At 36.7% G+C, this 23,935-nt stretch carries 21 protein-coding genes and 1 tRNA gene; 11 read left to right on the top strand and 11 right to left on the bottom strand.

Annotation, left to right across the window (positions count from 1 at the left end):
- Positions 1-51: 51 nt before the first annotated feature.
- The 4 genes from ruvA to ACR1PO_RS21450 all read right to left on the bottom strand — a co-directional run bounded on the left by ruvA (position 52) and on the right by ACR1PO_RS21450 (position 4,338).
- Positions 52-636: a Holliday junction branch migration protein RuvA gene (gene ruvA / locus ACR1PO_RS21465; protein ID WP_332388108.1), complete on the bottom strand. Its 585-nt coding sequence runs from the start codon at positions 634-636 to the stop codon at positions 52-54.
- 197 nt (positions 637-833) lie between these two features.
- Positions 834-3,122 carry an NADP-dependent malic enzyme gene (locus ACR1PO_RS21460; RefSeq protein ID WP_433988118.1) on the bottom strand — a complete coding sequence of 763 codons (2,289 nt, stop codon included), beginning with the start codon at positions 3,120-3,122 and terminating at the stop codon, positions 834-836.
- A 16-nt stretch (positions 3,123-3,138) separates the two neighbouring features.
- Positions 3,139-3,990, bottom strand: coding sequence for a BadF/BadG/BcrA/BcrD ATPase family protein (locus tag ACR1PO_RS21455; protein ID WP_332388109.1), 852 nt, complete (start codon positions 3,988-3,990; stop codon positions 3,139-3,141).
- Positions 3,991-4,074: 84 nt separating this feature from the next.
- Positions 4,075-4,338, bottom strand: coding sequence for a hypothetical protein (locus ACR1PO_RS21450; RefSeq protein WP_433988117.1), 264 nt, complete (start codon positions 4,336-4,338; stop codon positions 4,075-4,077).
- Positions 4,339-4,702: 364 nt separating this feature from the next.
- Between ACR1PO_RS21450 and ACR1PO_RS21445 the strand changes: the two genes are divergently transcribed.
- The 8 genes from ACR1PO_RS21445 to ACR1PO_RS21410 all read left to right on the top strand — a co-directional run bounded on the left by ACR1PO_RS21445 (position 4,703) and on the right by ACR1PO_RS21410 (position 14,627).
- The gene (locus tag ACR1PO_RS21445) at positions 4,703-5,161 is read left to right on the top strand and encodes a GtrA family protein (protein WP_433988116.1); all 459 of its coding nucleotides are present in this window, start codon (positions 4,703-4,705) and stop codon (positions 5,159-5,161) included.
- 3 nt (positions 5,162-5,164) lie between these two features.
- Positions 5,165-5,902, top strand: coding sequence for a lysophospholipid acyltransferase family protein (locus ACR1PO_RS21440; protein ID WP_332388111.1), 738 nt, complete (start codon positions 5,165-5,167; stop codon positions 5,900-5,902).
- 30 nt (positions 5,903-5,932) lie between these two features.
- On the top strand, positions 5,933-7,378 hold the full coding sequence (locus ACR1PO_RS21435) for an MFS transporter (RefSeq protein WP_433988115.1): 1,446 nt from the start codon (positions 5,933-5,935) through the stop codon (positions 7,376-7,378).
- A gap of 91 nt (positions 7,379-7,469) precedes the next feature.
- Positions 7,470-8,429 carry a DUF3810 domain-containing protein gene (locus tag ACR1PO_RS21430; RefSeq protein ID WP_433988119.1) on the top strand — a complete coding sequence of 320 codons (960 nt, stop codon included), beginning with the start codon at positions 7,470-7,472 and terminating at the stop codon, positions 8,427-8,429.
- A gap of 690 nt (positions 8,430-9,119) precedes the next feature.
- Complete coding sequence (locus ACR1PO_RS21425; RefSeq protein ID WP_433988114.1) at positions 9,120-10,634, top strand: thioredoxin domain-containing protein; 1,515 nt, start codon at positions 9,120-9,122, stop codon at positions 10,632-10,634.
- A gap of 189 nt (positions 10,635-10,823) precedes the next feature.
- Positions 10,824-13,019: a peptidase domain-containing ABC transporter gene (locus ACR1PO_RS21420; RefSeq protein WP_433988113.1), complete on the top strand. Its 2,196-nt coding sequence runs from the start codon at positions 10,824-10,826 to the stop codon at positions 13,017-13,019.
- 71 nt (positions 13,020-13,090) lie between these two features.
- Positions 13,091-13,285 carry a hypothetical protein gene (locus tag ACR1PO_RS21415; protein ID WP_332388115.1) on the top strand — a complete coding sequence of 65 codons (195 nt, stop codon included), beginning with the start codon at positions 13,091-13,093 and terminating at the stop codon, positions 13,283-13,285.
- Positions 13,286-13,328: 43 nt separating this feature from the next.
- Positions 13,329-14,627: an HlyD family secretion protein gene (locus ACR1PO_RS21410; RefSeq protein WP_332388116.1), complete on the top strand. Its 1,299-nt coding sequence runs from the start codon at positions 13,329-13,331 to the stop codon at positions 14,625-14,627.
- Positions 14,628-15,008: 381 nt separating this feature from the next.
- Here the strand turns inward: ACR1PO_RS21410 and ACR1PO_RS21405 are convergent.
- The 7 genes from ACR1PO_RS21405 to greA form a co-directional block, all read right to left on the bottom strand.
- A tRNA-Met gene (locus tag ACR1PO_RS21405) sits at positions 15,009-15,082 on the bottom strand.
- Between the two features lie 44 nt (positions 15,083-15,126).
- Complete coding sequence (locus ACR1PO_RS21400) at positions 15,127-16,419, bottom strand: TlpA family protein disulfide reductase (protein WP_433988112.1); 1,293 nt, start codon at positions 16,417-16,419, stop codon at positions 15,127-15,129.
- 61 nt (positions 16,420-16,480) lie between these two features.
- Positions 16,481-16,705 (bottom strand): signal peptidase, encoded by a 225-nt coding sequence (locus tag ACR1PO_RS21395; RefSeq protein WP_433988111.1) that lies wholly within the window; start codon positions 16,703-16,705, stop codon positions 16,481-16,483.
- Between the two features lie 6 nt (positions 16,706-16,711).
- A complete protein-coding gene (locus tag ACR1PO_RS21390; protein ID WP_433988110.1) occupies positions 16,712-18,694 on the bottom strand; it encodes a T9SS type A sorting domain-containing protein in 1,983 nt (660 codons plus the stop codon).
- Between the two features lie 74 nt (positions 18,695-18,768).
- Positions 18,769-19,956 (bottom strand): ATP-dependent Clp protease ATP-binding subunit ClpX, encoded by a 1,188-nt coding sequence (gene clpX / locus ACR1PO_RS21385; protein WP_332388122.1) that lies wholly within the window; start codon positions 19,954-19,956, stop codon positions 18,769-18,771.
- A gap of 68 nt (positions 19,957-20,024) precedes the next feature.
- Positions 20,025-20,414: an HIT family protein gene (locus ACR1PO_RS21380; RefSeq protein WP_002981730.1), complete on the bottom strand. Its 390-nt coding sequence runs from the start codon at positions 20,412-20,414 to the stop codon at positions 20,025-20,027.
- A gap of 56 nt (positions 20,415-20,470) precedes the next feature.
- Complete coding sequence (gene greA, locus ACR1PO_RS21375; RefSeq protein WP_002981731.1) at positions 20,471-20,941, bottom strand: transcription elongation factor GreA; 471 nt, start codon at positions 20,939-20,941, stop codon at positions 20,471-20,473.
- A gap of 109 nt (positions 20,942-21,050) precedes the next feature.
- On the opposite strand from greA, the gene ACR1PO_RS21370 reads away from it, so the two are divergent.
- The 3 genes from ACR1PO_RS21370 to ACR1PO_RS21360 all read left to right on the top strand — a co-directional run bounded on the left by ACR1PO_RS21370 (position 21,051) and on the right by ACR1PO_RS21360 (position 23,890).
- Positions 21,051-21,506: a hypothetical protein gene (locus tag ACR1PO_RS21370; RefSeq protein ID WP_332388125.1), complete on the top strand. Its 456-nt coding sequence runs from the start codon at positions 21,051-21,053 to the stop codon at positions 21,504-21,506.
- A gap of 8 nt (positions 21,507-21,514) precedes the next feature.
- Complete coding sequence (gene dtd / locus ACR1PO_RS21365; RefSeq protein ID WP_332388126.1) at positions 21,515-21,964, top strand: D-aminoacyl-tRNA deacylase; 450 nt, start codon at positions 21,515-21,517, stop codon at positions 21,962-21,964.
- Positions 21,965-22,231: 267 nt separating this feature from the next.
- Positions 22,232-23,890: a S8 family peptidase gene (locus tag ACR1PO_RS21360; protein WP_433988109.1), complete on the top strand. Its 1,659-nt coding sequence runs from the start codon at positions 22,232-22,234 to the stop codon at positions 23,888-23,890.
- Positions 23,891-23,935: the final 45 nt, after the last annotated feature.

Genomic DNA, 23,935 nt, shown 5'->3' with positions numbered 1-23,935 from the left:
GAACGACAGGAACAAAAATATGTTAAGATGCTTAATATTCGCCACCAAATGTTAAATGTTTTTTAAGATTTGTTTAACCAATTCTTCTACGGAGATGCTTGGATTTTGTTTTATAATTTTATCCGCAATCTTCTCACTGGTTCGTTTAGGAATGCCTAAAACTTCTAATGCAGATAACGATTCTTCCTTAATTTTATTATCCGTCATCACAGAAATGTTCGCGTTAGGATCACTGTATTTCTGTACTTTATCTTTAAGATCTACGATAATTCTTTCAGCAGTTTTTGCACCGATTCCTTTCGCTTTTTGGATCAATGCACTGTTTCCGGAAAGTATGGCTGAAGCAATCTCATCAAGGCTCAAAGTTGACAAGAGAATAAGTGCTGAGACAGCCCCCACACCATTAACACTTATTAACAGATTGAACATTTCTTTTTCTGAACGTGTGTTAAATCCAAAGAGAAGATGAGCATCCTCACGAATGATCTGCTGAATAAATAAAAAGGTCTGCTGATTTAAAACCAGCGTTTGTGAGGTCATCAAACTGATTCCCACATAGTAACCAACTCCTTGCACATTAATGACAGCGTAGGTAGGTGTAAGTTCCTGAACTGTGCCTTGTAAAGAAAATATCATTATTAATTTTTAAAACTCCCAAATATAGCAATTTAAACTAATTAATGTTTTCATTTGATCTGCGAATGATTTTTAACTTAAATTTCAAATAAGAATTCAAGGAATTAACATAAAAACAAAAGACTCCAAAATATGGAGTCTTTTTAGTATCTGAACACCTCTTATGGTGTTATTTTTTTAATAATATTTCTATGTCTTTACTGTTTCTTCTCTCTCCTCTGAGCATCAAGAACGGCAATTGTAGCAAGGTTCACAATTTCATCTACGCTTGAACGCATCTGAAGCACATGTACCGGCTGTTTTAATCCCATTAAGATAGGTCCGATTACCTGTGCCACCTTCATCCCTCTCAGGATTTTGTAAGAAAGGTTGGCACTTTCAAGATTCGGGAAGATGAATGTATTGGCCGGTGTTGTTCCTAATTTTGAGAACGGATAATCACTCAGGTGGTCTGCATTCATTGCAAAATCGGGCTGAATTTCACCGTCCACAACCATTTTAGGATATTTTTCATGAAGAATTCCTACTGCTTTCGCAACTTTCTTGGAAGTTTCAGAGATAGCAGCAAAATTTTCAAATCCAAGCATTGCAATTCTTGGTTCAATAGCAAAAGATTTTACTGTAAATTCTGCCATTTTAGCAATATTCACCAGGTCTTCAGCTGTAGGGTTCTGGTTGATGGAAGTATCTGCAAAGAAAATAGGTTTCTTTTCAGACAGGATCATCATCATTGCCGCTACTTTGTCTACCCCTTTATCTTTTTCAATAACTTCTAGAACGGGACGTAAAACGGAAGTGTAGTTTTTAGAGAATCCTACGATAAGACCGTCAGTATCACCATGTCTCAGCATCAAAGGTCCGAAATAATCTCTCTGGCGAACATATCTTTTCGCTTTGTACTCGTTCATCCCTTTTCTCTGACGAAGTTTCCAAAGTGTTTCTCTGTATTTTTTTCTGTTTTCTTTCTGATCATCATCACTTGGATCAATAATAGGCACATCCAGAGTAATTCCGTAACGCTCCATCTGCTCCTTGATGTATTTTTTATCCCCTAAAAGGCTTGGGTAAGCAATTCCTTCTTCATAAAGGATCTGAGCAGCTTTCAATACATTGTATTCTTCAGCATTTCCAAGGGTAATTCTTTTCGGATTGGATTTTGCACGGCTCTGCATCATTCTTACCAATCTTTCATCTCTACCCATTCTGTCTAAAAGCTGGTGCTCATATTCGTCAAAATCCGTAATGGTTTTTCTGGCAACACCACTTTCAATAGCTGCTTTTGCAACAGCGCTTGATACTTTTGTGATCAGTCTGTTATCAAATGGTTTCGGAATGAAGTATTCTCTTCCGAACTGAAGATTCTGAACATTGTATGCTAAAATTACAGCTTCCGGCACCGGTTCTTTTGCAAGATCAGCAATGGCGTGTACCGCAGCCAGTTTCATGGCTTCATTAATTCCTGTAGCCTGTACATCCAATGCTCCACGGAATATATAAGGGAATCCCAATACGTTGTTTACCTGATTAGGATAATCACTTCTTCCTGTAGCCATGATCACATCTTTACGGGTGTCGAGTGCAAGATCATAAGCAATTTCCGGATCAGGATTAGCTAAAGCAAATACGATAGGATTTTCGTTCATGCTCAGCAGCATTTCAGGAGTCATTACGTTTCCTTTTGATAATCCAACGAAAACATCAGAGCCTTTTACAGCATCTTCCAATGTTTCGATATCCGTCTGAGCGATGAAATCCAGTTTTTCAGGAGTAAGGTTTTCTCTTTTATGGTTGATTACTCCTTTACTGTCACACATCAGGACGTTTTCTTTTTTCAATCCTAATGAGATGTAAAGCTTTGTACATGCGATGGCCGCAGCACCAGCTCCGTTCACCACCATTTTCACTTTATCAATATCCTTATTGGCAATCTGCAGAGAGTTAATCAATGCAGCAGCAGAGATAATTGCTGTTCCGTGCTGGTCGTCATGCATCAAAGGAATATTCAATTCCTCTTTCAGTCTTTGTTCTATATAAAAAGCTTCCGGAGCTTTAATATCCTCAAGGTTAATTCCTCCGAAAGTAGGGGCAATTCCTTTTACGATTTCAATAAATTTTTCAGGATCTTTTTCATCGATCTCAATATCAAAAACGTTGATATCTGCGAAGATCTTGAACAAAAGTCCTTTCCCCTCCATTACCGGTTTTGAAGCTTCAGCACCGATATCTCCCAGTCCAAGTACGGCAGTACCGTTAGAAATTACTGCTACCAGATTTCCTTTTCCTGTGTAATCATAAACAGTTTCCGGTTTATCATGAATTTCCATACAAGGCACTGCTACTCCCGGGGAATATGCCAATGACAGATCTCTTTGGGAAGAGTGGGGCTTTGATGGGATTACTTCAATTTTTCCTTTGGGTTCTGCTTTATGATAATCCAGCGCGGCCTGGCTAAAGTTCTTTTCGTCACGATTGTTGTTACTTGACATAAAATTTTGTTTTTTGTTAAAGTATATATTTAATGTGGTAATCTACTAAGCTTTCAATTGGTTTCTGAACTACATGTCCCACATTTAAATTAAGTTCTGATGCTACAGAACGTAGTGTATTTTCATAATAATAAGCGATGGAACCGATGAAATTAATCTCAGCTTCATACGCTTCCTCATAAGGGAGAACCTGGTATTCGAAGAAATTTTTCATTTCATCAAAAACCATATCCCTGAAATAAGGATGATCTTTTCTTTCGATTACAAATTTGGTAAAATTCGCCAGATATGCATTGGGTCTTGGAGTATGATACATATTTTTCAATGCATCTTCCACGGTAAGCTGATAATCTGCCTCAAATTCTTCATGAAGGTCTGCAGGCAGCTTTTTCATAAAATATCTGCGCACCAGTTGCTTTCCGATAGCGCTTCCGCTTCCCTCATCCCCTATCAGGAATCCGAGTGAAGGTAATTCTATCTTCACATTTTCACCATCAAAAAAACAGGAATTTGATCCTGTGCCCAAAATGCACACAATAGCAGGTTTCCCGCTATAAGCCGCATATGCAGCAGCCATCAGATCTTCCTTCACAATTATTTCTGCTTTTCCAAAGACTTTTTTCAGTTCTTCTTCTATGGTTTCGCAGTTCTTTTTCACTCCGCATCCGGAACCATAAAAAAATACTTTGGTAATTGAGTTTTTAACCGATATCAGATTGCTATTTTTCTGGATTTCCGGAGCAATAAGCTCCCTGTTGATAAAATTCGGATTGAAACCGATTGTTTCCGTTTTCAGAAAAACTTTCTTAAAGTCATCAAGAATTACCCAATCCGTTTTAGTAGAACCACTATCTACAATAGCAACCATATTTTAGATTTTAATTTAAAGATGCTAAATTATGAATTTATCTTCAATTAGCATTTAAAACAATCTGGAAGCTGTCTAAAATCATCAATGTTTAATCTGTGCTTTTTTTTCGTTGAATTGTAAAAGCCAATCTTCTATTTCATCTTCAAGATAGGAAGTCTGTAATTCCATTGCATTGATAAAATCATCAGGCACCGGCTCACCAGTGGAGTTTTCAAGATTCCACAATTCGTTTGACATATTTTCATATTCGGAATACACTCTTTTGAAGCGGGAATTTTCTTTCTCAAGAGCCTCAATATTTTTCTGTTGAAGCTGGAATTTTCTGTATTTGTTTTGACGTTTCATACAAATATTATTAATAATTGGGTCATAAAATGTAGGAGGATATGCTCTTAGCTGCGCACTACAAGATAGAAAAAACCATCAACACAAGGAGTTGAAAATGAATTTATTATCAGGTCTTAATTACATCATTCTGAATATTAAAATTAGACATATTTTTTATTAAAAAAAATATTTTAACAACTTTTTTCAGTGTTTAACATATAGTTATAAATTTGCATATTCATATTGTGAAGGTATATCATTTTGGAAGTTATAAAACCATTATTACAAGCAGGAAACCGTAAGGTATTTATCTGATGAGCTGTAAATCATTCCGGTACGCTATACAATATGTACAAACATGTTTAGTTTTTATATTCATTAAATGAAAGAAATACTCTTACGCCAGAAGCAGGTTTTGTTCTTCATCATTGCAGGAGGACTAAGTGCTATTGTAGAGATAGGCAGCTTTAAAGTTTTCAGCACCTATCTTCCACATTTCATTGTAAAAGAAACCAACTTTTATGGTGTACATTATCCTCTGAGTAATATTTTCTCTACCAGCTGCGGGATTATTACCAATTATTTCCTGAGTATCTGGTTCGTATTTGAAAGGGGAAAGCACTCAAAGAGAAAAGAGTTTGCTTATTTTATGGTGGTATCCTTTTTTTCAACACTGCTCAGCTTAGGTTTTTTCCAGATTTTCTACAGTTTCATATTTAAAGATAATATCAATTTATTTTTTTATACCTTGAGCCCGGAAATGATCAGCAAAATTGCTGCGATATTACTGGTTTCCATTCTGAATTATTCAATAAAAAAGAAAGTAATTTTTAACGGTTAGGCTGTGACAAAAATTTTAAATTATCTCTGGAGATTCTGGCTGCTTCTGCTGGCATTTTTTCTGACCGTTACCATCGGAATCCCCGTATATATTTTATCTTTTAATAAAAAACATTATAAATACGGCTATAAGCTGGTCAGAATCTGGTGTTTCGGAATGTTCTACGGAATGGGTTTCAGATATGACCTTATTAAACTCTCCACTCAGGAAAAAGATAAGAATATACCGTATGTTTTTATCTCCAACCACACCTCTATCATGGATATTATGCTTGTCTGCATTTTGTTTCCAGATCATCCGATATGTTTTGTAGGTAAAAAAGAACTGGTAAAGATTCCGATTTTCGGAACTATATATAAAAGGATATGTGTGATGGTAGACAGAGCAAGTGCGCGAAGCCGTGCTGATGTATACCGACGATGCGCTGAAAAGATGGAAGAAGGTAACAGTATTGCCATTTTTCCGGAAGGCGGCGTACCTGATGACACTTCTGTTATCCTCGATGATTTTAAGGACGGAGCTTTTATGCTGTCCTCAAAACATCATTCCCCTATCGCTGTTTATACCTTTATCGGACTCAAGGAAATGTTTCCTTTTGAAAACTCAAAAGGCTATCCCGGAAGAGTAAAGGTGTATTTCAATGGAATTATCGAACCTACTGATTCGCCTAAAGACCTAAAGGCAGAGGCTTATGAGAAAATAAAAAAAACCTTAATGAGGTATTCCGTTGAAAGTAAATAGTTATATTTGTTTGTGAAATCTATAATAAATATGTCAAATTATTCTAAGCAAACCAATTGGGCTCAATTCATTCCGTTGGTTACTGTATTCTTCTTTTGGGGATTTGTAGCAGCCAGTAATGATATTCTGATCCCGGTTTTTCAAAAAGCCTTCAATCTGTCTCAAACCGAAAGTATGCTGGTCCAGATATGCTTTTATGTAGCGTATACTGTAGGCTCCTTAATTTATATGATTGTATCCAAGAGCCTGAAACAGGACTTGATCAACAAAATCGGGTACAAAAACGGTCTCATTGTAGGACTTTTGATTTCTGCACTCGGAACACTGTTGTTCTACCCTGCCGCCAATATGCATTCTTTTCCTTTAATGATCTCCGGATTATTTATTGTAGGTTTGGGATTCTCTCTTCAGCAGATTGTTGCCAATCCGCTCGCTATTGAGGTAGGCCCTACGGAAACAGGATCACAAAGGTTAACAATGGCGGGGGGAATCAATAATTTAGGAACTACTATCGGACCACTTATTGTTTCGTTTGCCATCTTTGGTTCTGCAAGTGCTGCCAATACGGAAGCGAGTGTGGAAAGTGTAAAGGTACCTTACCTAATACTGGGAGCAGCTTTTGCCCTTGTAGCGTTAATGCTTAAATTTTCTTCACTTCCTGCAATCACTCCAACCAACACTGAGAGTACGGATGATGCAACTCCGGGAGAACACAGAACTTCTGCATTCCAATATCCTCAACTGGTTATGGGAATGATCGCAATTTTCGTATATGTGGGGGTAGAAGTTTCTACAGCAAGTAACCTTCCTGCTTATATGGAAAAAAGCCTTGGATTTGAAACGAAAGAAGTAGCCCCTTATATTTCATTGTATTGGGCGTCATTAATGATTGGCCGTTGGACAGGTGCTGTAGAAGCATTTGATGTAAATGCAGGCTTTAAAAAAATCTTAAGGTTCCTGGCTCCTTATCTGGCGTTCGGCGTATTTTTACTGGTAAATGCTATTGCCAACCATGATCTTTCTCCTTTCTATGTATATGGATTTATCATCGTTGCTATGATCATCTGTGATATTTTAAGTAAAGGAAACCCGGCAAGAATGCTTTTAATCTTCTCTTTAGCAGGAATTACAGCCCTACTTATAGGAATGTTCACTACAGGAATGGTATCGGTGTATGCATTTACCAGTGTAGGTCTTTTCTGTTCTACTTTATGGCCATGTATCTTCGCACTGGCCATCAACGGACTTGGAAAGCACACTAACCAGGGATCCGGATTCCTTATTATGATGATTATGGGAGGTGGAATTGTAAGTATGTTACAAGGATATATTGCAGATATTACGAATATTCACTTCAGTTATATCGTAGGGGTTATTTGTTTTGCTTATCTTGCATTCTATGCGATCCGTGTGAGTGGAATCTTAAAAGCCCAGGGCATTGATCTTGATAAAATATCTAAAGGCAGTGGTCATTAATATAACAAAGACAATATATAAGAAGAAAAGATTTTGGGCAGGTATATTACTTGCCCAATTTCTTTTGTTTTACGGTTTCTCGAAATCCAAAATAATGATTTCTTTTTTTGAAAGTTTTTTTGAATTTCAAAAAGGAATCCACCAGATGCTGTTCAGCTGGATCCCGTTTTCTGTGGGAGACCTGATTTATATTGTATTAAGCATTTTTCTCTTATATTATGTAATAGCTTTATTCAGGAAGCAGCGGAGACATGATGCGATCATGAAGATCCTGATTATTATCAATGCCTTTTATTTCATTTACCAGGTGTTTTGGGGAATGCTGTACTTCCAGACTCCTGTTATTAAAAAGCTTTCAAGCCAGGAAGAACCCGATATAGACAAGGCAAAAAAATTAGCCCTGATCTATCTTGAAAAATGTAAGGTTACCAGGCAATCTGTTCATGAGGATAACAAAGGGATTTTCGTAATCACTGACTTGAATTCTATACAAAAGGAAATCCTGTATCAACAGACCAAATTACCTTCTTATATTTCAGATAAAAAAGCTCCTCAGATATTGGATATTAAACCCAGCTTGTTCAAAAATGTAATGAACTTTACGGGAATACTCGGGTACTATAATCCTTTTACTGCCGAAGCCCAATATAACTCTGAATTACCCCATACTTTCATCCCTTTCACCACAGCTCATGAAAGCTCTCACCAGCTGGGGTTTGCAAGAGAGCAGGAAGCCAATTTTGTGGGATATTTAATAGGAATTCATTCCAGCAACACGGAACTGAGATACAGTACCGAATTTTTTACTTTAAAAAGTCTTTTAAGATTTATTGTGGAGGAAGATCCAGCGTTTGTAAAAAATATTCTTCACCATTATTCTCCGGCTATGCAAAGAGACCGTGCTTATGAAAAGAGCTTCATCTCCAGACATCAGGGCTGGCTTGATGACTTCTTTGGATTTACCAACAATCTGTTTCTGAAGAGTAATCAGCAGGAAGGTTCCGTTACCTATTCTTACTTTATAGATCTTCTCTTAAATTATGAAAAATAGATAAAAAAAGAATCGTATCAGGCGATACGATTCTAAAAACACAAATGATGAAAAAAAATTTATTACCTTGACTTGTTCCCTCATTCAAGGCGATGTAAAAGTACGACATATTTTATAAATACAAAAACATTTCCATCCTTTTTTAAAACTTTATGAAAACTTTATGATTTTTTAAGTTTTTTTGAGTTCATCCGTTCTTATCACAAAACACATCAAATACTGACATTTAATAAACAAAACAGTGCTACAACTTCATAAAAGCTATTAAATATTTACAAAATCAAACGATTGTTTAAATAAAAAATATTCCAGTTTAACTACTTTTTCCTTCGTTAAAAATTGGAGTTATCTCCTATATTCCGTATGATATTCTTATAGAAAAAATGAGATATTTTTAAATCAATTTCGGCTATTGTCTCAAAATAGGCAATTATATTCTGTAAACTAAAATTTATTGTTCATATCTGACTTCTATTCAAAATAATACCTGAAGTTTTTTCCTGAGAAGAGTTAAATCATTTGCTTCATATAAATATTCAGACTGCAATGTCTGGTTTTTGCAATAAGTTATGCAAAATAAAATACTGAGGATCAAATAAAATCTATCAGCAACCGTTTATATCTCACTAATAAAGGAGATTTTTTTTTGTATATTTAAAACATCTGTGTATTTTAGATAAAAATATTAATATGATTTTTGACAAACTAATTAACCACCTAAAACTAGATAAACAGGAATTTATTTTCCAGTTCAACTCACATCCCAATTACCCATCTGCATTGGCATTCAGTGATACGCTGAACTTTATGGGGGTAAAAAATGACGCTTATGAACTTGACAAAGAATATTGGGACGAACTTCCGGAAGAATTTATTGCTATTGTTGAAAATTCATTTTCCCTTGTAAAAAAGTCAGGAAACAATTATTCAGTATATTCTGAAAAAGCAAAAACCTTCGGGAAAGAGGAGCTTTATAATAAATCAACCGATTTTGTACTTCTGTTTGAGAAAACTGAGAATGCGGAAAACAAACTGACATTCAATTTCAAGCCGGTCCTGTACATCATTTTTGCTGCTGTTCTTGCTTATTCTTTTATAAGTCAAACCATTTATGACGCTATATTTAATCTTCTTTCATTAGCGGGGGTTTATATTTCCCTGGAAATTTTCAACCAGAAATTCGGAAATACCTCTACCGTTATCGGAAGCATATGCGGAGGAGGAGGTACTGCTGCCAGCCAGACAGCCAACTCATGTGATAAAATTATAAAACAGGATAAAACCAGCATTCTAGGTTTAAAATTCGCGGACTTTTCCCTGATTTACTTCACAGGGCTTACAGTATTGGGTCTGTTTTTACCGGCTACAGCTTATATGGTAAAAGCATTTACATTCGTTTCGGTATTAGCAATCGGATACTCTCTGTATATTCAGGCATTAGTAGAAAAAACATTTTGCAGGGTATGTTTGTTGATTATTTCAATCCTTGCAGGGCAACTTGTAATAAGCAGTTTACTTTTCGAGAATCTTTCATTCAGCGTGGGAGCACTTTTACTGACGGTTATCCTGTGGGCACTTGTTTTCTCTGCTGTTATTTATTTCAACACCCTTCTTGAACAAAAAGAAGCACTTCAAAAATCAAATGCGAAAAATCTCAGATTCAAAAGAAATTATGAGCTTTTTAAAGATCAAATGATGCAAAATCCGAAAATAGAATTCCAGGATACTGAAACTTTTGCTGTTGGAAAAAGGGATGCCAAACTTCGCATATCAATTGTTTCCAATCCATACTGTGGTTTCTGTAAAGATGCTCATAAACTGGTAGAGGGCCTTTTGGAGAAATATCCGGACAATCTCTCTTTGCAGATGAGATTCAATTACAGCCCTGACAGAGCTCCTGAAAAATATACGCAGCTTATCTCGGACTTAACTTATATTTATCATAACCAACCTGAAAAAGAGTTTTTACATGCAGTGGAAGAATGGTTTGAAACCAAGGATGAAAACAAAATCAATACTCTTGCAGGAGGAAACATAACATCAGAAAATCTTAATCCATTAGTAGAAATGTCTAAAGAAAACAGTAATGCAGGATTAAGCTTTACACCTATCTTTATTATCAATGGATATCAGTTTCCGGACAAGTATGATCGTGAAGATATTTTATTCTTTATTGATGAATTAATAGAGGATGATGAGATTTAATTATTAAATATTATCCATTTAAAAATTTCCCTATCTTAGGAAAAACAAAATAACCATCTGAAAAGGTGTAAAAGAGTAGAAAAACGGTAACAAACGGGGCTATATCCAGTGTACCATTTCATTGAATTATAATTGAATTAAAGCAAAATGTCGTCATTCACTGGCGGCATTTTATAATGAGTAGTAGTTTTGAAAAAAAAGTTTCCTTTTTATAAGCAGCCGGATACCAAAGACTGCGGTCCTACATGCCTCAGGATTGTCAGTAAGTATTATGGTAAAAGCATATCCCTGCAGCAGATTCGTAACCTTTCCGAGACAACCCGTGAAGGAAGCAGCCTTCTTGGGCTGAGCGATGCAGCAGAAAACCTCGGATTCCGGTCAATGGGAGTCCAGATCGATTTCAATACCCTTGTAGAAGAGGTTCCTTTTCCTTGTGTAGCACACTGGAATAAAAATCATTTTGTTGTCGTATACAAAATTGATAAGAATAATAAAGTATATATTTCAGATCCGAGTTATGGACTCATCACTTACACACGGGAAGAGTTCATCAGATCCTGGATCGGAGAAAATGCAAATGAAAATACAGAAGAAGGAATTGTTCTGATCCTTGAAACAACTCCGGCATTCTTCCAGACAGAATTCGATGCTGAGGAAAGTAAAGCCAGCTTTACTTTTCTTTCCAAATATCTCCTTAAGTATAAAACACTTGTTATACAGCTTGCTATCGGGCTTTTGGGAGGAAGTTTACTTTCCCTGATATTTCCATTTCTTACCCAAAGTATAGTAGACGTCGGGATCCAGAACCAGGATATAAATTTTATCTATGTGGTTTTACTTGCACAGATTATGCTGTTCCTGGGAAGAATGGGAATTGAGACCATCCGAAGCTGGATCCTCCTTCACCTTTCCGCAAGAATTAATATTTCCATCATCTCCGATTTCTTTATCAAACTGATGAAACTTCCTATAAGTTTCTTTGATACAAGAATGACCGGGGATATTATGCAGAGAATAAATGACCACCACAGAATTGAACAGCTTCTTACAAGTTCTTCACTGAATACATTATTCTCACTGGTCAATCTTATTATTTTCAGTATTGTACTGTTATTTTATGATTACAGGCTTTTCCTTGTTTACCTTGTAGGAGCCGTATTGTATGTAGGTTGGATCAGTTTCTTCCTGAAAAAAAGAAAAGAACTTGATTATAAAAGATTCTCCCAGGTATCTCAGGAGCAGAGCAAAGTGATCGAACTCATCAACGGTATGCAGGAAATTAAAATGCATAACGCCGAAAAACAAAAACGATGGGACTGGGAATTTCTTCAGGTAAAACTGTTTAAAATCCGGATAAAATCTCTTTCACTGGAGCAATGGCAGTCTGTGGGAGGTAACTTTATCAACCAGATGAAAGATATCCTGGTGAGTTTCCTTTCTGCAAAACTTGTACTAAGCGGAAATCTTACTTTAGGGATGATGCTTTCCGTTCAATATATCATTGGGCAGCTGAACAGTCCGCTTCTTCAGCTTATCGATTTTATCAAGCAGACTCAGGATGCGAAAATTTCCCTTGAAAGATTGGGAGAAATCCACGATAAAGATGATGAAGAAGATAAGAATGAACAATACGTCACAGATATTCCGAAAAAAGATATCGAAATCAAAGATATGTCATTCAGGTATATCGGTTCTGATGTACCTGTTTTTGAAAACCTAAACCTTACGATACCTTATCAGCAGACAACTGCTATTGTAGGTGCCAGTGGAAGCGGGAAAACAACCCTGTTGAAACTTTTGATGAAGTTCTATGATCCAGACCAGGGAGAAATCAGAATCGGGAATACCAATATGAAAAATATTTCCCCGAGATACTGGAGAGATCATTGCGGAGTGGTAATGCAGGAAGGTTATGTATTCAATGATACCATTGCCAATAATATTGCTGTTGGTGAAGATCATATTGATAAGCAAAAACTGAGACGTGCTGTAGAAATTGCCAATATCAAAGAATTTATAGAAAGCCTTCCGTTGAGCTATAATACAAAAATCGGCAACGAAGGTGTTGGGGTCAGCGGCGGTCAGAAACAAAGGTTATTCATTGCAAGAGCTGTTTATAAAGCTCCGGAATATATTTTATTTGATGAAGCTACTTCTGCATTGGATGCCAACAATGAGAAAGTGATTATGGAAAATCTTGAGCAGTTCTTCAAAGGCAAAACAGCTGTAGTTATTGCACACAGGCTCTCCACAGTAAGGCATGCCGATAAGATCATTGTACTAGACCAGGGAAGAGTGGTAGAAGAAGGAAGCCATGCTGAGCTGGTAGATTTAAGGGGAGAATATTACAGGCTGGTAAGAAACCAGCTTGAATTAGGAAATTAAACAAGATAAAGTCAGCATATAGCGGAATCCGAAAAGCTTACAGAGTAGGAAAAATAAAACTAATATTAATCATGAAAAATCTAAAAAAACTTTCGAGAAAAGATTTGACATTTGTCAGCGGAGGTGTTATTATCCCGGACAACAACTGCTGTGGATCATGGTGTCTTGGCAGCTGGGTACCATGCCGCATAAAGCATTTTGAATGCCCGCCGGATGCAGACACTTCGCCGCCATCATGGTATGACGGGAACTGCCCAATTATTTAAACTATATTCCCCCTGAAATTGGAGGAAATTTTACATCAGAACAATGAAAGAAGACGTTTTAGACAATATTGAACTCCGCTCAGAAAGCGTACAGGATATTCTTACCCAGCCTCCGCATTGGATGATCCGCTGGGGAAATACCGTTATATTTATTATCCTCCTGCTTATCCTTCTGATGAGCTACATTATAAAATATCCGGAATTTGTACCCGCTCCCATTATTGTAACTTCTCAGAACCCTCCTGAGAAAATTGAAGCAAGGACCAGTTCTAAAATTGAAAAAATATTCATAAAAGACCATCAGGAAGTTAAAAAGAATGATGTACTGATGGTGATGCAGTCTGCAGCCAATTATAAGGATATTTTAGCGCTGAAAAAACTAGTGGATTCTATCACACCTGATAAATTATACACCTTCCCTATTGCTCAGGCTTCAAGATTTAAGCTGGGAGAGCTACAGGGTGAATACAACAGTTTCGCCAAAGCATTTCAGGATGAAGCACTCTTTACAAGGTTACAGCCTTATGCTCCTGAAAATCTGGCTGCCAACCAGAGTATCTCTGAATATAGAGTAAGAATTGCTACTTTAAAGCAACAGAAAAACCTTGAGTCTATTAAATATGACCTGACTAAGAAAAATTTCAACAGATCTCAGGAGCTATTCAACCAGGGTGTTATTTCAGCGATGGAACTTGAAAATGAAAAGATCAAATATCTTCAGGCTCAGCAAAATCTTGAGAATATTAAAATTTCCATATCACAAGTGGATGAAGGGATCTCCAATCTGAATAAAACCAAAAGCGGAACTGCCATTAATACAGAAAAAGACAGAATTACATACTCTTCACAAACCTTACAGCTTCTTGAGCAGCTGCGAAAATCTTTAAAACAATGGGAACTTAACTATCTGGTAATTTCATCCACAGATGGTGTTGCCAGTTTTCAGCAGTTTTTCGGCGAGAATCAGTTCGTAAAGGTTGGTGAACCTATCCTTTCTATTCTTCCTAAAAATAAAGAAAAGTTAGTAGGCAGAATGTCTGTTCCTACAACAAACTCAGGAAAAATAACTCCAGGTGAAAAAGTACTCATCAAACTGGACAATTACCGATTCCAGGAATACGGTATCATCGAAGGAAAAGTACAGAATATATCGCTTATTCCTGATGAAAAAGGCAATTATTACGTAGATGTTATTTTACCTAAAGGATTAAAAACAAGCTATAACAAAACACTTACATTTGATAAAGAACTTCGGGGCAGCGCAGAGATCGTAACACAGGATCTGCGACTGATTGAACGATTTTTCTATCAGATCAGAAAACTCCTCGGATATCAGGTTTAATAAACCAATATAAAAAAATAAGAGCCGTTCCGCAGATTGCAGAACGGCTCTTACTTTTTTATTTAATTACAGATACTGAAATTACCGTAGACTGTTTAAACAGGCCATTAGGCGCATTATCCGATTCAATAAAGTATTCTGTCATGAAAAACCAGATATTCCAAAATTAAGCTATAGAAAAGCGAATACGGGGATATATATGTATACCAAGATAAATGCATAAAAGCCATGACAAATTAACCGGCGGATGTTCCCTGCATCTTCTTACAAGAAGACTAAAATCTTAAAAAAAAGAAATCTTCTGAAAGAATTAAAAGATGAATCTACGATACTTTTAAAATTAAAAACCGCAATCATTGATTTAATGATTGCGGTTTATCGTAGCGAAGACGGGAATTGAACCCGTGACCTCAGGGTTATGAATCCTGCGCTCTAACCAACTGAGCTACCTCGCCGTTTTGGTGGTGCAAATATAGAAAATATTTCTTTACCTCCAAAATTATTTTAGCTTAAAATATTCCAAAACATCACCAACATGATCTGGTTTGCTGATTATCTTATTGTTAGCATCTAAAATAAAATACGTCGGAGTTGCGTGAATATTGTACGTATCCGTATAACTGCTGTTCCATCCTCTCAATTCCGAGTCATTCACCCATGGAAATGCAGCAATCTTTTTGGTATAGGAATTCTTATCCACATCCAAGGACAGCCCTACAACCTGAATATTTTTTGATTTAAGATCATTGTATTTTTCAAGAAGCTTAGGAAGTTCACTTTCACAATGTGAACAGGTCGATGACCAGAATACGATAACCTTCTTATCTGCCTTTATATCATGTAAAGATTTTGCAGTGGTATTAACGGGTGACTGAAACTTATAATTAGGGAAAACAGCACCCATTTCAGTGTTTGCATTCGATTTTAAGGTAGAAGCAAGCCTGTCGGTAATGGTACATTTAAGATTTTTAGCAAGCGACAGATATTTGTTCTTGTACTCATCCATCTGATATGCATCAAAGATATCAATCAGTTCTGATAATACAGTCTGCCCTCTTGGAGTTTCTACTTTTAAACGGTCTAAAAGTTTATCAACTGAGGCCACAACATTTGTATTTCCTCCTGAATTAAGATAAGCCACCAAAACAGGTCTCAATAATGACGAGCTTTCAAGCATATCACCTGATTTATCCAGAAAGTTGATCATCTCTTCCTGATCTGATTTTTTGGCTGAATCGGGTGAGTTAGAAATAAATTTACTGTAGTTCGTATTATAATAAGCAATAAACGGATGTTGTACCGCATCAATAGTGCCTGAAGTTCCGGAAAGCCTGTCAATTTCTGTTTTCAGTGCTTTTCCAAAGTCTGTATTGTCTTTATAGTATTCCTTGATCTGTGTCAAAGCCGGCAAAATAAGTTCTTTCTTTTGTGAACCTTCCTGCTGTTTGCTCATCAGATTATTTGCCTCATCAAGATAAGTAACGTCCTTGACTTTATTATTCTGGATATCCAGTTTAAAACTTACGTTCTTATTCTCAGAAATAAAGCTTACCGTATTGTTAGAGCCAGGGAAATAAACTTTCATCATTCCCATATAATTGCTGGGGTATTTAAATGTCAATATACCATTCTTACTTTGTTCCTTAGTAACAATAATATCTTTTGAGCCGTTTAATGTATATAGAATTGCGTCCTGATCTTTAAAATCTGCCGGAGTCTGGATTGTAACCGTAAATTGAGCCTGCAGAGCAAATGCAGCTAAAACCGCAGATAGCGTATAAATTTTTTTCATAGAGTAAAAATAAAAAAACTCCCTGAGTAATCAGAGAGTTTAATATTATTTTAATAAAATTTTATGCTTTTACGCTTTTGTACTTTTTTGTAAAGTAAACAATAAGTCCAATTGCTACAATACCAAGTACATATACATACATATCAATTGGTGAGGCGGGCGATCCTGTACCATTTCCTCCGGTACCACCTCCAGTTGGGATTGCTGGTTGCGGCGGGGTCTCTGCATTAACCAGAGATACAACAATTAGGAAAAAGGCTAATACTAGTTTATTAATAGTTCTCATATGTGCTTATTTTAAGATTTTAGTGTTAACAGTTTCTCCTTTATCAGAAACGATTTTTACAATGTAAGAGTTTTTAACTGAGCCATCAAGCTCGATTACAAAATCTCTGGATGCATCAACCGCTTTTTTAGAGATTACCAGTTTACCGCTCATATCATAAACCTGAATATCCGCTTTTTTCCATTTTGGATCAAATCTAACGATGTAATTTGTAACGGATGGATCGTAAACAACAAGTGTTCTGGAAATACCAGTAGCTGTTTTATCTACAGCCAAAGTAATATTACTTGGCTCACCATAATACAAATTAGCTTCCTCATTTGTTACAGGCACAACATCACCTTGTTTAACCTGTACTAAATTTCCATTCTCTGCTTTATAGTAGAAACCAATTCCTGAAGATAACTGGTGTGTACCTGCCGGAATAAGCTCTGCATTTTCTCTGATCTCGAATTTATAAGATTTAACCTGATCAAGTTTATAGTTAACTAACTTAACATTTTTACCTTGGAAGTTATTCTCATTAGCTTCGTTAATATATAACCAATAGTTAGTATGGTTGTTATCATACCCTCCATTCAATGCTTCTTCGTAAGTACCGATAATTCTGCTGCCTGCTGAAGCCTGAACTGATGCAGCTGCAGAAATCTGGTGCCCTGTTGTGAAAGATGGAGAAACAGCATAATATGTTCTCGAAATTTCATTACCATTGGCATCAAGACCAATTACTCCAAGCTGTTTTACTGTATTACTGTTAGTTTTACCAGTAGACATTTTAGCTGCATTTACATCATAGTTAGTTCCTGCTGCTCTTGCTGTAGATTTGAATCTTCTCAAGGTGTTAAAGTTTAAAGTCTGAGCTGTATTGTCTCTTAACTTTATTTTAAACGACTGCATTGGTTTGATTACAACATTATCTACATCCCCTACAGCGGGAGCTACTCCGTCACCTGTTGTTACAAAAGTAACAACCTTAGAACCTGTAGCATATGTAGAACCACCTGGAAGAGTAACGATAGTGCCTGGATCATACTCAACTCCCCAGACATTTTTCACAGCATTACCATCAGATCCTGTAACGTTTTCAGTATATCCAATATTAGCTAAATCCAAATTGGTAAGGAAAGGGTTTCCAAACTGATAGATATTCTGGCCAAATGTTGCTGACCAATTATTACCGTTGGTACTTTCAAACAAATCATCAAGATAAGTATTGTACTTCTCATTGTACTGGTTTACACTATTACCGCCAGTTCCGAATACAACATTAGAAGCGCCGATATTAGATTTCCCTGCATTCTGTAAAGTTATAGTACCAGCATACGGTGCGTATGGCTTTCCATTAATATTGAATACAGTTCCGGATGCTGGAGCACTCGGATTCCAGTCATTATTACTAACTTTCAGCATATAATAGCCTGAACCATCCCAAGTAACTGAAGTTGGAGCTAGATTTAAAGTAGTAACTGAAACGGCATTAGCATTATCCCATTTTAGAATAGGGTTACCATATCTGTTGGTATTAAAAGTCTTACCAAGTTCAGTAGATAATGAATTAAAGGCTTTGCCGGAAAAAGGCAGAGCAACTTGTTGGAAATAATTACCACTACCCTGTCTTGTAGTTCTGTATTCTTTGGTTACAATACCAGTAATGTTGGACTGGGATAGTCCGTCGATGTACAACTGGCCATACGTGGAAGTAGCAAAAGAAGCAGGGGTATTAAGTCTTAAGATAATATTTCCGCCATCAGTCTTATCAGAACCGGTAGCATCTATTGTCTTAAAAGCGTCTGTACCAGATCCTACAACCATTATATTTCCATGCACGTCCAAAAGGCCACTCCCTTTTGTTTGTACACCTCCACCGCTATAAACTAGGGTGCCTTCGCTCACATACATATTAGCATTAGTGTCAACATGACATAGTATCTGCGCCTGAACAGAATAACTAATTGCTAAAAGACCTATAGCAAATAAACTTTTTCTCATTGTATAAATTATTTGTGTGTTAATACAATCTTCACCCGCAAAGGTATTATTATTTTTCTAAAAAAAAAAATATTTTATCTATTAATCAAAACATTATCCTCCGTTAAGATGATCTCTTTCTCCTCTCCTATTGAAAACATATAGTCTTCTAGAACTTTTTCGGTAGTACCTCTAAGGCCTCTCGCCCCTAGTCCTTTTTCGATAGTTTCCTCTACGATTTTTTCAATTGCTCCGTCTGTAATAACCAAATTGGTGCCATCCATTTTAAAAAGTTCCACAAATTGGTTCACGATAGAATTTTTGGGTTCCTTCATAATTCTTACCAAAGTCTCTTTTGTGAGTTTATCAAGGTAAGTGATGATTGGAAATCTTCCTAAAAGTTCCGGAATTAATCCGAAAGTACGAAGATCAATCGCATTAATATTTGTTAATATATACTCATCTTCATCAGTCTTATTGATTTTTTCAGAGCTGAAACCGATGGCCTGCTTGTTCATTCTTCTTTCAATGATCTCTTTGATTCCGTCAAAGGCTCCTCCTGCAATAAAAAGGATATTCTGCGTATTTACCTGGATATATTTCTGATCCGGGTGTTTTCTTCCTCCCTGAGGCGGAACATTTACAATGCTTCCTTCCAAAAGCTTCAGCAATCCCTGCTGTACTCCTTCTCCGGAAACATCTCTTGTAATACTCGGGTTATCTGATTTTCTGGCGATTTTATCAATCTCATCGATGAAAACAATTCCTTTTTCCGCTTTTTCAACGTCATAATCTGCCACCATCAGAAGTCTTGAAAGGATACTTTCAACATCTTCCCCCACATAGCCTGCTTCTGTTAAAATAGTAGCATCCACGATGCAGAAAGGAACATTAAGCTCTCTGGCAATCGTTTTTGCCAAAAGGGTTTTACCTGTTCCGGTTTCCCCTATCATGATAATATTTGACTTTTCAAGCTCCACTTCCCTGTTTTCGTCCTGAGCATGAAGCAATCTTTTATAGTGGTTGTACACAGCAATTGAAAGCTGCTTCTTTGCCTGATCCTGACCAATTACATACTGATCAAGAAATTCTTTGATCTCCTTTGGTTTTTTAAGCTCCTCCATATTTTCTGCAGGCGAATATCCTGTTTTGGATGCACTGTCTTTTACAATAGCATGTGCCTGCTCTATACAATTTTCACAAATAAAACCATTCTGCCCAGAAATCAGCATCTGTACTTCATTTCTTTTTCTGCCACAGAAAGAACATTGGTTTGAGTTCATAGGATATAATATATATGTATATGTTAAAGAAAATCGTAAAAAATTACTTTTTTACGATTTTCCGGTTGTTAAGAATTAATAATTGAGTTTTGAATCTCTGTATATTCTTCGTTCGTTAATTTTAATCTCTCATTTCTGAAATTCATGTCTTCCATTTTGTTTAAAGGAATCAGATGGATGTGTGCATGAGGAACTTCAAGTCCTACCACCGCTACTCCTACTCTTACACATGGAATTGCAGTTTTGATCTTCTTGGCTACCTCTTGGGCAAATCCCCAAAGGTTTTTGTATTCTTCACTTTCAAGATCAAAAATCAAATCCACTTCTTTCTTAGGTACTACTAAAGTATGTCCCTTCACCAAAGGCATTGCGTCTAAGAATGCGATAAAGTTTTCATTTTCTGCAATCTTATAAGAGGGAATTTCGCCATTGATGATTTTTGTGAATATAGTGCTCATTTTGTCAGAAGTTTGGGTTAGATATTTTAGAAGTTAGAAATAAAAGAAATATCAGACTATAAAGAAATGTCTAATACTTCAAAAGACAGTTTGTTTCCGTTCGGTAAAGTGATTTCAGCAGTTTCGCCTATAGCTTTTCCTAACAGACCTTTTGCGATAGGTGTGTTCACTGAAATCTTTCCTGTCTTCAGGTCGCTTTCATTATCCGGTACCAATGTAAATACCTGCTCCTGCTTGGTAGCATTGTTTTTAAGTTTCACTGTTGTTAAGATTGAAACTTTTGAAGTATCTAATTGGCTTTCGTCTATAATTTTAGAAGTAGAGATGACGTCTTTCAGCTTGGAAATTCTCATTTCAAGCATACCCTGCGCCTCTTTGGCCGCATCATATTCTGCATTTTCAGACAAATCGCCTTTGTCTCTGGCTTCTGCGATCTGCTGAGTAATTTTTGGTCTCTCCACAGTTTCCAACTGTTCCAGCTCAGCTTTCATTTTCTCTAAGCCCTCCTTAGTTACATAGCTTGCCATAATTTTCAAAATTTAGTTTTAGTATAAAAAAATAATCCGACATTTGCCGGACAATGTTTTCGTGTTGTAATCGTTTAATTTTTACAAATATATAAAAATTTAAATTGAAATGAAAAAAACTTTTTCAATCTTATCTATTTTCAGTTTATTGATTTTCAGTAATTTAACCATAAACTCATGTGGAAGCAGAGAAGATACGGTGAACTGCTTCCCGAATGTTCCTATCAATGTATCCCTTAACCTGAACCTGCCGGCGTATTACCCTTTGAACAATATCAACGGCTGGATCTACGTCAATGAACAACAGTCCGGAACCAGAGGATTAATCATTGTCCGAACAGCAAACGGATTTAAAGTATACGACAGGAATGCTCCTCATATATGTCCTGACAGCAATACAACTCTGGAGGTGAAAGACAATATTTCTATTGTATGCCCTCAGGATAATACAAGATGGATTTTAAGTACGGGACAGCCGGAATCGGGAGCTAAAACATCTCTTCCTCCCAAAACGTATCCGTACAGCTATGATGCACCAAGCAAAACTTTAAATGTTTACTATTAGAATATCAAATGAAGATCATTATACAAAGAGTCTCTGAAGCCAGTGTGAAGGTAGACGGAAAAACTGTCGGTGAAATCGGTAAAGGACTGATGCTGCTGGTAGGTGTGGATGAAAATGATGAAAAAACAGATGCAGACTGGCTTGTACAGAAGGTTTTAAACCTGAGAATCTTCGGGGATGAAGACGATAAGCTCAATCTTTCTGTGAAGGATATTTCCGGAGAAATCCTCTGCATCAGCCAGTTTACATTGATTGCCGATTACAAGAAAGGGAACCGCCCTTCTTTTATAAAAGCTGCGAAACCTGATAAAGCAGTTCCTCTTTTTGATTACTTTAAAGAAGAAATAAGCAAATCCGGATTGAAAACAGAGAGCGGAATCTTCGGGGCAGATATGAAAGTATCCCTGATCAATGACGGGCCTGTGACCATTGTAATGGATTCTATTACCAAAAGCTAAGCAGAGAAAGACAAAAATGTAAAATATATCCAATACGTTTCATCAATTGAAGCGTATTTTTTTGATGAGTAAGTATAAAATTTGCGCTCTTAAACCTCACAGGTTTTCAAAACCTGTGAGGTTATCACCCAAAAACAAAAAAACCTTTATACAAAAGAAAAGAGTAAAAAGTTTAAAATTAAATTCACAAAAATGTGATTTGTTTTTTATTTTATTACTATTTTTGGTGTAAATCAAAACTGATTCACAACCATTTAACAAAATAGTATGAAAACAAAAATCAACCTTTTCGCATTGTTTGCGTTCTGCTCTTCCCTGTCTTTTGGCCAGGACAGCCAGCACAGGATGACTAATGATCAAAATTCAGTTATTTATGTATGCTTTTCAAAAGGCATCAATTCTGAAAAAGCAGCGTTCAGCCGAAACGCTGATCTGGAAAGATTTTCAAGAGAGCATCACATTTCGTTTAAGTATGATCTTGATTTTACGGACAATAAGCTTGATGAAATGGCCAGAAACAGTAAAGCCATCGGAAATTCCACAGAATCTGTAGAAAAGCTGAAAAGAATCTATAAGGCTGATCTTCCTCTTCAGAGCACAGAAACAGCAGAAAAAATCATCCGGACTCTGGAAAGGTTTCCGGAAATAGAATATGTATCTGTGATGAGCGCTTCTCCCGTTGAACCTCCTTTGGTCAATACTTTTGTGGCTACTCCGGATCTGGAAAGTCTTCAGACTTACCTGAACGACAATCCGGGTATCAATGCAAAATATGCATGGTCAAGAGGAATTACCGGACAGAATATCCGTGTAAGGGATGTGGAATATGGTTTTTACAAAACACATGAAATGCTTTCTAATCAAAACTCTATACAGCTTGAGCCCGGATATTCTCCTAATGCAGGATTAGCGAATAATAATTACCGTGACCACGGGACTGCAGTGGTAAGTATTTTAGGTTCAATTAAAGATAATATCGGACTTACAGGAGCTGCTTACAGTACTTCTGAAATAAAGGGCTATATGGAATGGACCACTGTGGGATACAACAGAGCTTCTGCAGTGAGCAGATCTATCAACGCATCACAGGCCGGCGATATTATTTTATATGAAATGCAGACTGGCGGAAAAGACGGCCAGTATTGCCCTGCTGAGTATGACCAGGTCATCTGGGACCTTACAAAAGCGGCTACTGATTCAGGAATCATTATCATTGCAGCTGCAGGTAATGGCAACCAAAATCTCGATGATCCGTTTTATGCCAGCTATCTTGCAAGAGGAAACAGCGGAGCCATCATCGTAGGCGCCGGATCTCCCAATACCACCCATTCAAAGCTGAGCTTCAGTACTTATGGAAACAGAGTGGATGTTCAGGGTTGGGGAAGCAGTGTGCTGGCAGCAGGCTACGGATCTTATGCAAAATATGACAATGATAATAACAGAACCTATAATTATTTCAGTGGTACGAGTTCTGCTACGCCGGTGGTGTCTTCTGCAGCTATTCTGATCCAGTCTTTTTACCGCCAGACAACAGGACAATATTTAACACCTACGGCGATGAAGAACCTTTTGATTTCTACGGGAATTCCGCAGGGAGGAACTGTGACCGGCCAAAAGATAGGTCCTCTTCCTAATGTGAAGAATGCCATACTTCAGCTGGAAAGTAAATTTGCCACCCCTGTTAAAACCTTATCTGCATTAGAAGTTAAAATTTACCCTAACCCATCCAGCAATTCTATTGCGATTCAAAGTGTGGAAGATAAAAAGCTGGATTTTGAGATTATCAACCTTCAGGGGCGTACCGTGATAAAAAACTCAGTTTTGCCTGATGAAAAAATTGATATTTCACAACTGCCTGCAGGTCAGTATATCATTAATATCAATGAAGGCCAGAGAAGAGTTATTGAGAAATTTACAAAACTTTAAAAATTTTTATACATTTTACTTCACATTAAACCCTCTTCCGGAATT

Source organism: Chryseobacterium amylolyticum, from assembly GCF_051011775.1.
Taxonomy (GTDB): domain Bacteria; phylum Bacteroidota; class Bacteroidia; order Flavobacteriales; family Weeksellaceae; genus Chryseobacterium.
Note: the sequence above shows the minus strand (reverse complement) of the source record. Positions and strands in the feature narration are given on the sequence as shown.